Source organism: Shigella dysenteriae (assembly GCF_022354085.1).
GTDB lineage: Bacteria > Pseudomonadota > Gammaproteobacteria > Enterobacterales > Enterobacteriaceae > Escherichia > Escherichia coli.
Window position 1 is genome coordinate 1,114,498 of record NZ_CP055055.1, and the last position, 14,281, is coordinate 1,128,778.

19 protein-coding genes are annotated in these 14,281 nt (G+C 53.1%); 15 read left to right on the forward strand and 4 right to left on the reverse strand.

Annotated features, from left to right (window positions below):
• Window positions 1–14: 14 nt before the first annotated feature.
• Window positions 15–449: an Hg(II)-responsive transcriptional regulator gene (gene merR, locus HUZ68_RS05300; RefSeq protein WP_000429836.1), complete on the reverse strand. Its 435-nt coding sequence runs from the start codon at window positions 447–449 to the stop codon at window positions 15–17.
• 71 nt (window positions 450–520) lie between these two features.
• Here merR and HUZ68_RS05305 point away from each other — a divergent pair, with 71 nt between their 5' ends.
• The 9 genes from HUZ68_RS05305 (at window position 521) to HUZ68_RS05345 (ending at window position 6,775) form a co-directional block, all read left to right on the forward strand.
• Window positions 521–871 (forward strand): mercuric transport protein MerT, encoded by a 351-nt coding sequence (locus HUZ68_RS05305; RefSeq protein WP_001294663.1) that lies wholly within the window; start codon window positions 521–523, stop codon window positions 869–871.
• A 13-nt stretch (window positions 872–884) separates the two neighbouring features.
• Window positions 885–1,160, forward strand: a complete 276-nt coding sequence (gene merP / locus HUZ68_RS05310) for a mercury resistance system periplasmic binding protein MerP (RefSeq protein ID WP_000732293.1) — start codon at window positions 885–887, stop codon at window positions 1,158–1,160.
• Window positions 1,161–1,195: 35 nt separating this feature from the next.
• Window positions 1,196–1,618: an organomercurial transporter MerC gene (merC, locus tag HUZ68_RS05315; protein WP_001340589.1), complete on the forward strand. Its 423-nt coding sequence runs from the start codon at window positions 1,196–1,198 to the stop codon at window positions 1,616–1,618.
• Between the two features lie 51 nt (window positions 1,619–1,669).
• Window positions 1,670–3,364 (forward strand): mercury(II) reductase, encoded by a 1,695-nt coding sequence (gene merA, locus HUZ68_RS05320; RefSeq protein WP_000105636.1) that lies wholly within the window; start codon window positions 1,670–1,672, stop codon window positions 3,362–3,364.
• A gap of 17 nt (window positions 3,365–3,381) precedes the next feature.
• Complete coding sequence (gene merD / locus HUZ68_RS05325; RefSeq protein WP_001277456.1) at window positions 3,382–3,744, forward strand: mercury resistance co-regulator MerD; 363 nt, start codon at window positions 3,382–3,384, stop codon at window positions 3,742–3,744.
• A complete protein-coding gene (gene merE / locus HUZ68_RS05330) occupies window positions 3,741–3,977 on the forward strand; it encodes a broad-spectrum mercury transporter MerE (protein WP_000993386.1) in 237 nt (78 codons plus the stop codon). The genes merD and merE overlap by 4 nt, the downstream gene beginning before the upstream one ends.
• A gap of 35 nt (window positions 3,978–4,012) precedes the next feature.
• Window positions 4,013–4,681, forward strand: a complete 669-nt coding sequence (locus tag HUZ68_RS05335; RefSeq protein ID WP_001300294.1) for an EAL domain-containing protein — start codon at window positions 4,013–4,015, stop codon at window positions 4,679–4,681.
• A 74-nt stretch (window positions 4,682–4,755) separates the two neighbouring features.
• On the forward strand, window positions 4,756–6,024 hold the full coding sequence (locus tag HUZ68_RS05340) for a DNA-binding domain-containing protein (RefSeq protein WP_000179845.1): 1,269 nt from the start codon (window positions 4,756–4,758) through the stop codon (window positions 6,022–6,024).
• Window positions 6,025–6,070: 46 nt separating this feature from the next.
• The gene (locus HUZ68_RS05345) at window positions 6,071–6,775 is read left to right on the forward strand and encodes an IS6-like element IS26 family transposase (RefSeq protein ID WP_001067855.1); all 705 of its coding nucleotides are present in this window, start codon (window positions 6,071–6,073) and stop codon (window positions 6,773–6,775) included.
• A 189-nt stretch (window positions 6,776–6,964) separates the two neighbouring features.
• Here HUZ68_RS05345 and aph(3')-Ia read toward each other — a convergent pair whose 3' ends face one another.
• Window positions 6,965–7,780 carry an aminoglycoside O-phosphotransferase APH(3')-Ia gene (aph(3')-Ia, locus tag HUZ68_RS05350; protein WP_000018329.1) on the reverse strand — a complete coding sequence of 272 codons (816 nt, stop codon included), beginning with the start codon at window positions 7,778–7,780 and terminating at the stop codon, window positions 6,965–6,967.
• A gap of 150 nt (window positions 7,781–7,930) precedes the next feature.
• Here aph(3')-Ia and HUZ68_RS05355 point away from each other — a divergent pair, with 150 nt between their 5' ends.
• From HUZ68_RS05355 to sul3, 5 genes are all read left to right on the forward strand, one after another.
• Entirely contained in the window at window positions 7,931–8,635 is a 705-nt protein-coding gene (locus tag HUZ68_RS05355) for an IS6-like element IS26 family transposase (protein ID WP_001067855.1), read from the forward strand.
• Window positions 8,636–8,978: 343 nt separating this feature from the next.
• Window positions 8,979–10,208, forward strand: coding sequence for a macrolide efflux MFS transporter Mef(B) (gene mef(B) / locus HUZ68_RS05360; RefSeq protein WP_032492336.1), 1,230 nt, complete (start codon window positions 8,979–8,981; stop codon window positions 10,206–10,208).
• A gap of 145 nt (window positions 10,209–10,353) precedes the next feature.
• Window positions 10,354–11,217: an SDR family oxidoreductase gene (locus HUZ68_RS05365; RefSeq protein ID WP_000612791.1), complete on the forward strand. Its 864-nt coding sequence runs from the start codon at window positions 10,354–10,356 to the stop codon at window positions 11,215–11,217.
• A gap of 37 nt (window positions 11,218–11,254) precedes the next feature.
• Window positions 11,255–11,500 (forward strand): GrpB family protein, encoded by a 246-nt coding sequence (locus HUZ68_RS05370; RefSeq protein ID WP_001354008.1) that lies wholly within the window; start codon window positions 11,255–11,257, stop codon window positions 11,498–11,500.
• 468 nt (window positions 11,501–11,968) lie between these two features.
• Window positions 11,969–12,760, forward strand: coding sequence for a sulfonamide-resistant dihydropteroate synthase Sul3 (gene sul3, locus HUZ68_RS05375; protein ID WP_000034420.1), 792 nt, complete (start codon window positions 11,969–11,971; stop codon window positions 12,758–12,760).
• Window positions 12,761–12,762: 2 nt separating this feature from the next.
• Here the strand turns inward: sul3 and HUZ68_RS05380 are convergent, their stop codons facing one another.
• Complete coding sequence (locus HUZ68_RS05380; RefSeq protein WP_109023896.1) at window positions 12,763–13,038, reverse strand: hypothetical protein; 276 nt, start codon at window positions 13,036–13,038, stop codon at window positions 12,763–12,765.
• 22 nt (window positions 13,039–13,060) lie between these two features.
• On the opposite strand from HUZ68_RS05380, the gene HUZ68_RS05385 reads away from it, so the two are divergent.
• The gene (locus HUZ68_RS05385; protein WP_020802982.1) at window positions 13,061–13,693 is read left to right on the forward strand and encodes an IS256 family transposase; all 633 of its coding nucleotides are present in this window, start codon (window positions 13,061–13,063) and stop codon (window positions 13,691–13,693) included.
• A 246-nt stretch (window positions 13,694–13,939) separates the two neighbouring features.
• On the opposite strand, the gene qac is transcribed toward HUZ68_RS05385, so the two are convergent.
• Complete coding sequence (gene qac, locus HUZ68_RS05390; protein ID WP_000800531.1) at window positions 13,940–14,272, reverse strand: quaternary ammonium compound efflux SMR transporter QacL; 333 nt, start codon at window positions 14,270–14,272, stop codon at window positions 13,940–13,942.
• Window positions 14,273–14,281: the final 9 nt, after the last annotated feature.

Below are 14,281 nucleotides of genomic sequence, written 5' to 3' on the forward strand. Positions count from 1 at the left end.
GAAAATAAAGCACGCTAAGGCATAGCTGACCTTGCCAGGCCTGCTTCGCCCTGTAGTGACGCGATCAACGGGCAGGAAACATTCCCCTTTCGTGCATGGCAGGCGCACACGAGTTCAGACAGCACGGTTTCCATGCGCGCCAAGTCGGCCATCTTCTCGCGCACGTCCTTGAGCTTGTGTTCGGCCAGGCTGCTGGCCTCCTCGCAGTGGGTGCCATCGTCGAGCCGCAACAGCTCGGCAATCTCGTCCAGACTGAACCCCAGCCGCTGTGCCGATTTCACGAATTTCACCCGAACCACGTCCGCCTCCCCATAGCGGCGGATGCTGCCGTAAGGCTTGTCCGGTTCCCGCAACAGGCCCTTGCGCTGATAGAAGCGGATTGTCTCCACGTTGACCCCGGCCGCCTTGGCAAAAACGCCAATGGTCAGGTTTTCCAAATTATTTTCCATATCGCTTGACTCCGTACATGAGTACGGAAGTAAGGTTGCGCTATCCAATCCAAATTCAAAAGGGCCAACGTATGTCTGAACCACAAAACGGGCGCGGTGCGCTCTTCGCCGGCGGGCTGGCCGCCATTCTTGCATCGACCTGCTGCCTGGGGCCGCTAGTACTGGTCGCCCTGGGCTTCTCCGGTGCTTGGATCGGCAACCTGACGGTGCTGGAACCCTATCGACCGTTGTTCATCGGCGCGGCGCTAGTGGCGCTGTTCTTCGCCTGGAAGCGGATTTACCGGCCCGTGCAGGCATGCAAGCCAGGTGAGGTCTGCGCGATTCCGCAGGTGCGCGCCACCTACAAGCTGATTTTCTGGATCGTGGCCGTGCTGGTCCTGGTCGCGCTTGGATTTCCCTATGTCGTTCCATTTTTCTATTAACCAGGAGTTCATCATGAAGAAACTGTTTGCCTCCCTTGCCCTCGCCGCCGCTGTTGCCCCGGTGTGGGCCGCTACCCAGACCGTCACGCTAGCGGTTCCCGGCATGACTTGCGTCGCCTGCCCGATCACAGTCAAGAAAGCGCTCTCCAAGGTCGAAGGCGTGAGCAAGGTCGATGTGGGCTTCGAGAAGCGCGAGGCCGTCGTCACTTTTGACGACACCAAGGCCAGCGTACAGAAGCTGACCAAGGCCACCGCAGACGCCGGCTATCCGTCCAGCGTCAAGCAGTGAGCCAGCAAGCCAACGACAACAGCGAGAGCCGCTTCATGGGACTGATGACACGCATTGCCGATAAAACCGGCGCGCTCGGCAGCGTCGTTTCCGCGATGGGCTGCGCCGCCTGCTTTCCAGCCCTCGCCAGCTTCGGCGCGGCCATCGGGCTGGGCTTCTTGAGCCAGTACGAGGGACTGTTCATCAGCCGCCTGCTGCCGCTGTTTGCCGCGCTGGCCTTCCTGGCGAACGCGCTGGGTTGGTTCAGTCATCGGCAATGGCTGCGCAGTCTGCTCGGCATGATCGGCCCGGCCATCGTGTTTGCGGCCACGGTCTGGCTGCTCGGCAACTGGTGGACGGCGAACCTGATGTACGTCGGCCTGGCCTTGATGATTGGGGTGTCGATCTGGGACTTCGTGTCGCCGGCGCATCGCCGTTGCGGACCGGACGGCTGCGAACTCCCCGCCAAGCGCTTGTGAAAGACGGCTGACCGTGCGACACGGCGGCCCACACGAATAAGGAACGATGGTATGAGCACTCTCAAAATCACCGGCATGACTTGCGACTCGTGCGCAGTGCATGTCAAGGACGCCCTGGAGAAAGTGCCCGGCGTGCAATCAGCGGATGTCTCCTACGCCAAGGGCAGCGCCAAGCTCGCCATTGAGGTCGGCACGTCACCCGACGCGCTGACGGCCGCTGTAGCTGGACTCGGTTATCGGGCCACGCTGGCCGATGCCCCCTCAGTTTCGACGCCGGGCGGATTGCTCGACAAGATGCGCGATCTGCTGGGCAGAAACGACAAGACGGGTAGCAGCGGCGCATTGCATATCGCCGTCATCGGCAGCGGCGGGGCCGCGATGGCAGCGGCGCTGAAGGCCGTCGAGCAAGGCGCACGTGTCACGCTGATCGAGCGCGGCACCATCGGCGGCACCTGCGTCAATGTCGGTTGTGTGCCGTCCAAGATCATGATCCGCGCCGCCCATATCGCCCATCTGCGCCGGGAAAGCCCGTTCGATGGCGGCATCGCCGCTACCACGCCGACCATCCAGCGCACGGCGCTGCTGGCCCAGCAGCAGGCCCGCGTCGATGAACTGCGCCACGCCAAGTACGAAGGCATCTTGGAGGGCAATCCGGCGATCACTGTGCTGCACGGCTCCGCCCGCTTTAAGGACAATCGCAACCTGATCGTGCAACTCAACGACGGCGGCGAGCGCGTGGTGGCATTCGACCGCTGCCTGATCGCCACCGGCGCGAGCCCGGCCGTGCCGCCGATTCCCGGCCTGAAAGACACTCCGTACTGGACTTCCACTGAAGCGCTGGTCAGCGAGACGATTCCTAAGCGCCTGGCCGTGATTGGCTCATCAGTGGTGGCGCTGGAGCTGGCGCAGGCGTTCGCCCGACTCGGAGCGAAGGTGACGATCCTGGCTCGCAGCACGCTGTTCTTCCGCGAAGACCCAGCTATAGGCGAAGCCGTCACGGCCGCATTCCGCATGGAGGGCATCGAGGTGAGGGAACACACCCAGGCCAGCCAGGTCGCGTATATCAATGGTGAAGGGGACGGCGAATTCGTGCTCACCACGGCGCACGGCGAACTGCGCGCCGACAAGCTGCTGGTCGCCACCGGCCGCGCGCCCAACACACGCAAGCTGGCACTGGATGCGACGGGCGTCACGCTCACCCCGCAAGGCGCTATCGTCATCGACCCCGGCATGCGTACAAGCGTGGAACACATCTACGCCGCAGGCGACTGCACCGACCAGCCGCAGTTCGTCTATGTGGCGGCAGCGGCCGGCACTCGCGCCGCGATCAACATGACCGGCGGTGACGCGGCCCTGAACCTGACCGCGATGCCGGCCGTGGTGTTCACCGACCCGCAAGTGGCGACCGTAGGCTACAGCGAGGCGGAAGCGCACCATGACGGCATCAAAACTGATAGTCGCACGCTAACGCTGGACAACGTGCCGCGCGCGCTCGCCAACTTCGACACGCGCGGCTTCATCAAACTGGTGGTTGAAGAAGGCAGCGGACGACTGATCGGCGTGCAGGCAGTGGCCCCGGAAGCGGGCGAACTGATCCAGACGGCCGCACTGGCGATTCGCAACCGGATGACGGTGCAGGAACTGGCCGACCAGTTGTTCCCCTACCTGACGATGGTCGAAGGGTTGAAGCTCGCGGCGCAGACCTTCAACAAGGATGTGAAGCAGCTTTCCTGCTGCGCCGGGTGAGGACAAGGAGGTGTGCGATGAGCGCCTACACGGTATCGCAACTGGCCCATAACGCTGGGGTGAGCGTACATATCGTGCGCGACTACCTGGTGCGCGGCTTGTTACGGCCGGTGGCCTGCACCACGGGCGGCTACGGCGTGTTCGACGATGCGGCCTTGCAACGGCTGTGCTTCGTGCGCGCGGCCTTCGAGGCGGGTATCGGCCTGGATGCCCTGGCGCGGCTGTGCCGTGCGCTCGACGCAGCGGACGGCGCACAAGCCGCAGCGCAGCTTGCCGTGCTGCGCCAGTTGGTCGAGCGGCGGCGCGCGGCGTTGGCCCATCTGGACGCGCAACTGGCCTCCATGCCAGCCGAGCGGGCGCACGAGGAGGCATTGCCGTGAACGCCCCTGACAAACTGCCGCCCGAGACGCGCCAACCCGTTTCCGGCTACCTGTGGGGTGCGCTGGCCGTGTTGACCTGCCCCTGCCATCTGCCGATTCTCGCCGCCGTGCTGGCCGGGACGACCGCCGGTGCCTTCCTTGGCGAGCATTGGGGTGTTGCCGCGCTCGCGCTGACCGGCTTGTTCGTTCTGGCCGTAACGCGGCTGCTGCGCGCCTTCCGGGGCGGATCATGACGAGTTCGCAGCCCGCCGGATGGACGGCGGCCGAGTTGGCGCAGGCGGCGGCGCGCGGACAGCTTGACCTGCATTACCAGCCGCTGGTCGATCTGCGCGATCACCGGATCGCTGGCGCGGAAGCGTTGATGCGCTGGCGGCATCCGAGGCTTGGCCTGTTGCCGCCCGGCCAGTTCCTGCCGCTGGCCGAGTCGTTCGGCCTGATGCCGGAAATAGGCGCGTGGGTGCTGGGCGAGGCCTGTCGCCAGATGCACAAGTGGCAAGGACCGGCATGGCAACCGTTCCGTCTTGCCATCAATGTGTCCGCCAGCCAGGTTGGGCCAACGTTCGACGACGAGGTAAAGCGGGTGCTGGCCGATATGGCCCTGCCCGCCGAGCTTCTGGAGATCGAACTGACCGAATCGGTCGCATTCGGCAATCCAGCCCTGTTCGCCAGTTTCGACGCCTTGCGCGCCATCGGCGTGCGCTTCGCCGCCGACGACTTCGGCACCGGCTATTCCTGCCTGCAACATCTGAAATGCTGCCCCATCACCACATTGAAAATCGACCAATCCTTTGTCGCCAGGCTCCCGGATGATGCCCGTGACCAAACTATCGTGCGGGCGGTGATCCAGCTCGCGCACGGGCTGGGCATGGATGTCATTTTCAGAAGACGACTGCACCAGTTGATTGGGCGTAATGGCTGTTGTGCAGCCAGCTCCTGACAGTTCAATATCAGAAGTGATCTGCACCAATCTCGACTATGCTCAATACTCGTGTGCACCAAAGCGAGGTGAGCATGGCGACGGACACCCCACGGATTCCAGAACAAGGCGTGGCCACTCTGCCTGATGAGGCTTGGGAGCGTGCGCGCCGTCGTGCGGAGATCATCAGTCCGTTGGCGCAGTCGGAGACGGTCGGGCACGAAGCGGCCGATATGGCGGCTCAGGCGCTGGGCTTGTCTCGGCGCCAGGTATACGTTCTGATCCGGCGTGCCCGGCAAGGCAGCGGCCTCGTGACGGATCTGGTGCCCGGCCAGTCCGGTGGAGGTAAAGGTAAGGGGCGCTTGCCGGAACCGGTCGAGCGCGTCATCCACGAGCTACTGCAAAAGCGGTTCCTGACCAAGCAGAAGCGCAGCCTAGCGGCCTTTCACCGCGAAGTCACTCAGGTGTGCAAGGCTCAAAAACTGCGAGTGCCGGCGCGCAATACCGTGGCCTTACGGATCGCTAGCCTTGACCCGCGCAAGGTCATCCGCCGGCGGGAAGGCCAGGATGCCGCTCGTGACCTACAAGGTGTGGGCGGCGAGCCTCCTGCCGTGACCGCGCCGCTGGAGCAGGTGCAGATAGACCATACGGTCATCGACCTGATCGTGGTCGATGACCGCGACCGGCAACCTATTGGCCGCCCGTACCTGACCCTCGCCATCGACGTGTTCACCCGCTGCGTGCTCGGCATGGTCGTCACGCTGGAAGCGCCGTCTGCCGTTTCGGTTGGCCTGTGCCTCGTGCATGTCGCCTGCGACAAGCGCCCTTGGCTGGAAGGACTGAACGTGGAAATGGATTGGCAGATGAGCGGCAAGCCCTTGCTGCTCTACCTAGACAACGCGGCCGAGTTCAAGAGCGAGGCCCTGCGCCGGGGTTGCGAGCAGCATGGCATCCGGCTGGACTATCGCCCGCTGGGACAGCCGCACTATGGCGGCATCGTGGAACGGATCATCGGCACGGCGATGCAGATGATTCACGACGAACTGCCGGGAACGACCTTCTCCAACCCTGACCAGCGCGGCGACTACGATTCCGAAAACAAGGCCGCCCTGACGCTGCGCGAGCTAGAGCGCTGGCTCACATTGGCGGTCGGCACCTACCACGGTTCGGTGCACAACGGCCTGCTCCAACCGCCGGCCGCGCGCTGGGCCGAGGCCGTGGCGCGTGTCGGCGTACCGGCCGTCGTCACACGCGCTACTTCGTTCCTGGTCGATTTTCTGCCGATCCTCCGGCGCACGCTGACCCGCACCGGCTTTGTCATCGACCACATCCACTACTACGCCGATGGGCACTGTTGCAAATAGTCGGTGGTGATAAACTTATCATCCCCTTTTGCTGATGGAGCTGCACATGAACCCATTCAAAGGCCGGCATTTTCAGCGTGACATCATTCTGTGGGCCGTACGCTGGTACTGCAAATACGGCATCAGTTACCGTGAGCTGCAGGAGATGCTGGCTGAACGCGGAGTGAATGTCGATCACTCCACGATTTACCGCTGGGTTCAGCGTTATGCGCCTGAAATGGAAAAACGGCTGCGCTGGTACTGGCGTAACCCTTCCGATCTTTGCCCGTGGCACATGGATGAAACCTACGTGAAGGTCAATGGCCGCTGGGCGTATCTGTACCGGGCCGTCGACAGCCGGGGCCGCACTGTCGATTTTTATCTCTCCTCCCGTCGTAACAGCAAAGCTGCATACCGGTTTCTGGGTAAAATCCTCAACAACGTGAAGAAGTGGCAGATCCCGCGATTCATCAACACGGATAAAGCGCCCGCCTATGGTCGCGCGCTTGCTCTGCTCAAACGCGAAGGCCGGTGCCCGTCTGACGTTGAACACCGACAGATTAAGTACCGGAACAACGTGATTGAATGCGATCATGGCAAACTGAAACGGATAATCGGCGCCACGCTGGGATTTAAATCCATGAAGACGGCTTACGCCACCATCAAAGGTATTGAGGTGATGCGTGCACTACGCAAAGGCCAGGCCTCAGCATTTTATTATGGTGATCCCCTGGGCGAAATGCGCCTGGTAAGCAGAGTTTTTGAAATGTAAGGCCTTTGAATAAGACAAAAGGCTGCCTCATCGCTAACTTTGCAACAGTGCCAATTTATGAGTAAAGGATTATGTCCACGATAAGCACCTGGGTCGATTCCTGGGAGGCGGCCATGAGGGTAGGGAAGCGCCGTCCCGTCAAGTCAGCGTAATGCTCTGCCAGTGTTACAACCAATTAACCAATTCTGATTAGAAAAACTCATCGAGCATCAAATGAAACTGCAATTTATTCATATCAGGATTATCAATACCATATTTTTGAAAAAGCCGTTTCTGTAATGAAGGAGAAAACTCACCGAGGCAGTTCCATAGGATGGCAAGATCCTGGTATCGGTCTGCGATTCCGACTCGTCCAACATCAATACAACCTATTAATTTCCCCTCGTCAAAAATAAGGTTATCAAGTGAGAAATCACCATGAGTGACGACTGAATCCGGTGAGAATGGCAAAAGCTTATGCATTTCTTTCCAGACTTGTTCAACAGGCCAGCCATTACGCTCGTCATCAAAATCACTCGCATCAACCAAACCGTTATTCATTCGTGATTGCGCCTGAGCGAGACGAAATACGCGATCGCTGTTAAAAGGACAATTACAAACAGGAATCGAATGCAACCGGCGCAGGAACACTGCCAGCGCATCAACAATATTTTCACCTGAATCAGGATATTCTTCTAATACCTGGAATGCTGTTTTCCCGGGGATCGCAGTGGTGAGTAACCATGCATCATCAGGAGTACGGATAAAATGCTTGATGGTCGGAAGAGGCATAAATTCCGTCAGCCAGTTTAGTCTGACCATCTCATCTGTAACATCATTGGCAACGCTACCTTTGCCATGTTTCAGAAACAACTCTGGCGCATCGGGCTTCCCATACAATCGATAGATTGTCGCACCTGATTGCCCGACATTATCGCGAGCCCATTTATACCCATATAAATCAGCATCCATGTTGGAATTTAATCGCGGCCTCGAGCAAGACGTTTCCCGTTGAATATGGCTCATAACACCCCTTGTATTACTGTTTATGTAAGCAGACAGTTTTATTGTTCATGATGATATATTTTTATCTTGTGCAATGTAACATCAGAGGGCACTGTTGCAAATAGTCGGTGGTGATAAACTTATCATCCCCTTTTGCTGATGGAGCTGCACATGAACCCATTCAAAGGCCGGCATTTTCAGCGTGACATCATTCTGTGGGCCGTACGCTGGTACTGCAAATACGGCATCAGTTACCGTGAGCTGCAGGAGATGCTGGCTGAACGCGGAGTGAATGTCGATCACTCCACGATTTACCGCTGGGTTCAGCGTTATGCGCCTGAAATGGAAAAACGGCTGCGCTGGTACTGGCGTAACCCTTCCGATCTTTGCCCGTGGCACATGGATGAAACCTACGTGAAGGTCAATGGCCGCTGGGCGTATCTGTACCGGGCCGTCGACAGCCGGGGCCGCACTGTCGATTTTTATCTCTCCTCCCGTCGTAACAGCAAAGCTGCATACCGGTTTCTGGGTAAAATCCTCAACAACGTGAAGAAGTGGCAGATCCCGCGATTCATCAACACGGATAAAGCGCCCGCCTATGGTCGCGCGCTTGCTCTGCTCAAACGCGAAGGCCGGTGCCCGTCTGACGTTGAACACCGACAGATTAAGTACCGGAACAACGTGATTGAATGCGATCATGGCAAACTGAAACGGATAATCGGCGCCACGCTGGGATTTAAATCCATGAAGACGGCTTACGCCACCATCAAAGGTATTGAGGTGATGCGTGCACTACGCAAAGGCCAGGCCTCAGCATTTTATTATGGTGATCCCCTGGGCGAAATGCGCCTGGTAAGCAGAGTTTTTGAAATGTAAGGCCTTTGAATAAGACAAAAGGCTGCCTCATCGCTAACTTTGCAACAGTGCCCAAAATATTCAGGAAAAGAGGGTCGGCATTCGTAGTACGCTGTCGTTCTTGAAATTACACTAAAAACGTGCTACAATAAAAAAATTGAAGCGGGGTAGAAATATGTATTTGATATTCATGTAATTTAGTTTTTAAGCACTGCCCTTTTAAGGGTTTATTTGTTGTGCTTAAAGACATATTTACATGAGTATATCCTCGCTTTTGAAGACCTCCTTGTAAAATTATGTCTTTCTGCACGAACAACGCTTAGGCAGTTGTTCGTTTTTAATTTTATATAAGGAGATTTCTATAATGAACAGAATAAAAAATTGGAAGAAACAATTTGCTGTAATATACACAGGGCAGGCTTTTTCAATCTTGGGTTCTGCCGCAGTGCAGTTCGCTGTTATCTGGTGGCTGACCATCCAGACTGAATCCGCAATCACCTTGACGATTGCATCCTTAGTTGCCTTTCTCCCCAATATGTTAATCGGACCCTTTGCCGGTGTGTGGATCGACCGATACAACCGCCGAACAGTAATGATTTTAGCTGACGGTCTGGTAGCTGTATCCAGCATCATCCTTGGGGCAGCATTTTTACTTGTGGAAACACCCCCTATTTGGTTTATCTACATTGTTTTATTTTTGCGTGGATTGGGGAATACCTTTCACGGTCCAGCTATGCAAGCGGCGATACCCATGTTTGTGCCAGCAGATATGTTGACCAAAGCAGGGGGCTGGGGAAATATGATCCAATCAATATCCAACATGATGGGGCCTGTGCTGGGTGCTGCGCTTATGTCATTTCTACCTATTTCCTCCATTATGATTGTGGATATACTGGGAGCCGCTTTTGCGATAGTTTGCCTCCTATTTGTTATAATTCCAGACATTACGCAAACCAATGAGAAGATGAGTGTATTGTCTGACATGAAGCAGGGCTTTATCGCAATGAAAGCAAATAAACCTTTAATGGCTGTGTTTTCCCCCATGCTGCTGATGACCATACTTTATATGCCATTAGGTTCTCTGTTCCCTCTACTGGCACGCAGCCACTTTATGGGTGAAGCCTGGCACAATAGCATTGTGGAATTTGTCTTTGCAGGTGGATTGCTTCTTTCATCTTTGGTTATCGGTGTATGGGGCGGCATGAAAAGAAGGTTTTTCATGGCATCCTTAGCTATTGGCTTAATGGGTCTGGCTACACTGATTAGCGGAGCGCTACCGACAAGCGGTTTTTGGATATTTGTTATATGCTGCTTCTTCTTGGGCGCCTCTGGCACATTTATGAATGTTCCTGTTATGGCTTATGTTCAAGAAAGCATTGCCCCTGAAATGATGGGCAAGGTGTTTTCCCTTTTGATGACCGCCATGACTCTTTCTATGCCGATAGGCTTACTTGTTGCAGGTCCGGTTGTTGAGGTTATAGGTGTTAATACATGGTTTTTCTGGTCTGGTGTTGCGTTGATAGTAAACGCTGTTCTCTGCCGCATTCTGACACGACGCTATGACAAAGTAACAATGAAACCGCAAGTGGACTGAAAAAAGGACCGGGTTGATGATAATTTGTAGTGGTGAGCTTCTGGGAGTACAAAACAAAGTGCTCAAAATTGTCGGGCTCATGGCGTTTAACGGTATTAATTTCGCTTATAATAATCTTTCTATAATAGCCTAAAGGAGAATATCTATGATACCTAATAGCGAAAATAAAAGAGTATGGTTTATTACCGGAGCAAGCAAGGGGCTTGGCTATGCTTTTACATGCGCCGCCTTGAAAGCCGGGGATAAAGTTGTTGCAGTTGCAAGGACTATCGATAATTTGGCGAAGCTAGAAGAAACATATCAAGAGAGCTTACTGCCATTAAACCTCGATGTTACAGATAGGGAGGCTGTTTTTTCTACGGTTGAAACAGCAGTTAAACATTTCGGTAGGCTTGATATTGTTGTTAATAATGCGGGTATCATGACTATGGGTATGATTGAAGAACTAAACGAATCCGATGCTCGGAAACTAATGGACACAAACTTTTTTGGAGCTCTTTGGGTTTGTCAGGCAGTGATGCCCTATTTGAGGTCGCAGCGTTCTGGACATATCATACAGATTACAAGCATTGGCGCTATTATCTCGGGTCCGATGTCTGGTATTTACAGTGCAAGTAAATTTGCGCTGGAAGGAATGAGTGAAGCCTTAGCAAAAGAAGCGGAACATTTCGGAGTGAAACTCACTATGGTGGAACCAGGAGGATATTGGACAGATTTATACACTTCGATGAGTTACAGCAATCCATTAGATTCATACGGTACACTGCGCGATGAGCTGGCGAAACAGTATTCCGAAGATTCGGTCGATAGTGATCCTTCCTTGGCAGCGGAAGCCCTTATGAAATTAGTAGCCAGCAATAATCCGCCTTTGAGGCTTATCCTTGGCAGCATGGTATACGATTTGGCGATGGATACCTTAAAAGCACGGATGGCTACCTGGGAAGAATGGGAAGCTGTTAGCCGTGCATCAGAAAAGGCTATTCCTGCACCGGAGAGATATGGAGTATAATACCAAACATGGTTTTTGAGGCAAGGACGAAACTATCATGAAAATTGAAATTATGGAATATAACCCGGATTGGACAAAGAATTTTGAAGAAGAGAAAATAAAATTGCTCCATTTTTTCGGTTCTCATGCCGTAGCCATTGAACATATCGGAAGCACGGCGATACCCAATCAACGGGCGAAACCGGTTATAGATATATTTATTGGCGTTTCGCCTTTTGCTGAACTACCTTTTATCAGCGCATTTTTAATGCAAAGGAGTATCACCACACTCCGACAGATATGACAGGCAGATATTTGTTTGCAAAATATACAAATGAAGTTTGGACCCATAATCTTCTTGCTTTGGTGTAGGTATAATACCCAAAAACGAAGTTTATGCGGAACAGGATAACACCTCGAAATCGGAGTTTATATGGCTTCGTGGGGGAGTTATGTGTTTGAGCTTTGTCGCATTAACGCGAATCAGGGGTTGACGGCAGAAATAGACTGGAATTACACTTCTTGGAGTCGGCGTTGCCGGAAAATTCTGATTGGATTAGTTGTTCGGGGTGCGAAAACAGTCGTAGTTCGGGGAAAAAACCGAATTTTGACCCAAAACCGCGAAAAACTCGAAATGACAGTTCCTATCAGTTTTCATAATGAATTAAAACAAAAAAATTAGGCTGCAAAGATAGGGAAAATGTGTCAATTTGCGTAAGTGATAATTAGTCAATTAAGATAAATGCTACTTTTGTAATCAAAGCAAAATGATATGAGCAAGATTTTTGGAATCGTAAATATAACCACCGATAGTTTTTCCGATGGAGGACTTTATTTAGATACAGATAAGGCAATTGAGCATGCTCTGCATTTGGTTGAAGATGGAGCAGATGTGATTGATTTGGGAGCCGCTTCCAGTAATCCTGATACAACTGAAGTGGGCGTTGTGGAAGAAATCAAAAGACTCAAACCTGTCATTAAGGCTTTAAAAGAAAAAGGCATTTCTATTTCTGTTGATACATTTAAACCTGAGGTTCAGAGTTTTTGCATAGAACAAAAGGTTGATTTTATTAATGATATTCAAGGTTTTCCTTATCCTGAGATTTATTCAGGCTTGGCAAAGTCAGATTGCAAACTTGTGTTGATGCACTCCGTTCAGCGAATTGGTGCAGCTACTAAAGTTGAAACGAATCCGGAAGAGGTTTTTACTTCCATGATGGAATTTTTTAAAGAAAGAATTGCTGCTTTAGTTGAGGCTGGTGTAAAGCGTGAACGAATTATTCTTGATCCGGGTATGGGCTTCTTTTTAGGCTCTAATCCAGAAACATCTATTCTTGTTTTGAAGCGTTTCCCTGAAATTCAAGAAGCTTTTAATTTGCAAGTAATGATTGCAGTGTCACGGAAATCATTCTTAGGTAAAATAACTGGAACCGATGTGAAATCTCGTTTAGCACCAACTCTTGCAGCAGAAATGTATGCATACAAAAAAGGTGCAGATTATCTCCGCACCCATGATGTTAAGTCTTTATCAGATGCCTTGAAAATATCCAAAGCCCTAGGTTAGTTTTATTTTTTTAGCTTTCTAAATGAATATGCTATACTTGCTCTGAAGTTGTGTTGGCGTACTTGACTTAGGTCTGGATCTTTCGAACTGTTACTAAGAGGGTAATCATAGCCAAACATAAACTGGAAATGTCCTAATTCTAAACCTGTTCCAATACCTACACTATAATCAAGAGGACTTAAACTTCCATCACTTCCAAAAGGTTTTGTGTACTTCTCTTGAGTTTTCGTAGCTAAATAGTAGTGTTTGTTGGTAAATCCAAATAATCCAATATTCAATCTTGCGACCGGGAAAGTCCTCTTGAAAGTACCACAAGTTCGCGGGATGGAGTTTTATCCCAGCTGCATCGAGAAAGGCATGCGCAGTGAGCGTGCTCTCAAGCTCGCCATCGCCGAAATGTATGTCAAAGGAGTAAGTACCCGCAGGGTCTCGGATATCGTCGAAATTCTTTGTGGCACCGAAGTCAGCTCGTCCCAGGTCAGCAGGCTGGCAAAGGAGCTCGATGAAGAGATTACGTCTTGGAAGGCGCAGCCTGTCGGACAGATTCAATACTTGGTACTTGATGCGACCTATGAATCGGTTCGCGTCGGTTCCCATGTGGTCAAGCAGGCGCTTCTAGTGGCTATTGGCGTTGATTACAGCGGGAATCGGCATATTCTTGACGCCGAAGTCGCGAACAGTGAGGCAGAGGTAAACTGGCGTTCCTTTCTCGAGGGTCTCGTACGACGAGGGATGCACGGCCTGCGAATGATCACCAGTGATGACCACTCAGGACTGCGCGCGGCAATCGATGCTGTCTTCCCTGGAATTCTGTGGCAACGCTGCCAGTTTCATCTGCAGCAGAATGCCCACTCCTACGTCACGAAAAAAGATGAGATCCCGCTGATAGCCGCTGATATTCGGAAGGTGTTCAATCGGAATATGTCAAGATAGTTTATGCCAGATTTTTGAGAGGTTTGCATCAAGCAGCCTTCGAAAGAGGACGGCATGACATTGAGACCGGCAAGGCGTCGTAGATACGCACTTTCCCAGTACGCCACCGTAAGGGGTTTTTCTCTTTGGCAGCAAGAATGGTTTGGTTTCTTTTTTCCTCGGCGCCGTAGGCGTCCGACTAACACCTGAATTAAGCCGCGCCGCGAAGCGGCGTCGGCTTGAATGAACTGTTAGATGCCAGCCCGATCAATGTGCGCTGACCTTGGATAGCAGATTTAGAACGGCGACGCCACTAACGATAAGTCCCATGCCAACGAACGCCCACAAGTCTAGTTTCTGGCCATGGAAGATCCAAGCGATAGCTGCCACAAGTACGATGCCGAGGCCAGCCCAAACAGCATAAGCAATGCCGACCGGGATGGACTTGAGTGCGAGAGAGAGGAAATAGAACGCAAGCCCGTAGCCAGCCACAACTACAACAGAAGGAACTAACTTGGTGAATCCATGGCTGGACTTCAGTGCGGAAGTTGCGACGACCTCACCAAATATTGCAATAGCCAGAAAGAGCCAGTTCTTCACGTGCAATCT

What these genes read in the sequence shown, in the direction of transcription:
- HUZ68_RS05355 (WP_001067855.1), top strand. Translation starts at nt 7,931, where the DNA reads ATGAACCCATTCAAAGGCCGGCATTTTCAGCGTGACATCATTCTGTGG.
- merC (WP_001340589.1), top strand. Translation starts at nt 1,196, where the DNA reads ATGGGACTGATGACACGCATTGCCGATAAAACCGGCGCGCTCGGCAGC.
- HUZ68_RS05365 (WP_000612791.1), top strand. Translation starts at nt 10,354, where the DNA reads ATGATACCTAATAGCGAAAATAAAAGAGTATGGTTTATTACCGGAGCA.
- HUZ68_RS05345 (WP_001067855.1), top strand. Translation starts at nt 6,071, where the DNA reads ATGAACCCATTCAAAGGCCGGCATTTTCAGCGTGACATCATTCTGTGG.
- sul3 (WP_000034420.1), top strand. Translation starts at nt 11,969, where the DNA reads ATGAGCAAGATTTTTGGAATCGTAAATATAACCACCGATAGTTTTTCC.
- merD (WP_001277456.1), top strand. Translation starts at nt 3,382, where the DNA reads ATGAGCGCCTACACGGTATCGCAACTGGCCCATAACGCTGGGGTGAGC.
- merA (WP_000105636.1), top strand. Translation starts at nt 1,670, where the DNA reads ATGAGCACTCTCAAAATCACCGGCATGACTTGCGACTCGTGCGCAGTG.
- HUZ68_RS05370 (WP_001354008.1), top strand. Translation starts at nt 11,255, where the DNA reads ATGAAAATTGAAATTATGGAATATAACCCGGATTGGACAAAGAATTTT.
- merR (WP_000429836.1), bottom strand. Translation starts at nt 449, where the DNA reads ATGGAAAATAATTTGGAAAACCTGACCATTGGCGTTTTTGCCAAGGCG.
- merP (WP_000732293.1), top strand. Translation starts at nt 885, where the DNA reads ATGAAGAAACTGTTTGCCTCCCTTGCCCTCGCCGCCGCTGTTGCCCCG.
- HUZ68_RS05340 (WP_000179845.1), top strand. Translation starts at nt 4,756, where the DNA reads ATGGCGACGGACACCCCACGGATTCCAGAACAAGGCGTGGCCACTCTG.
- HUZ68_RS05305 (WP_001294663.1), top strand. Translation starts at nt 521, where the DNA reads ATGTCTGAACCACAAAACGGGCGCGGTGCGCTCTTCGCCGGCGGGCTG.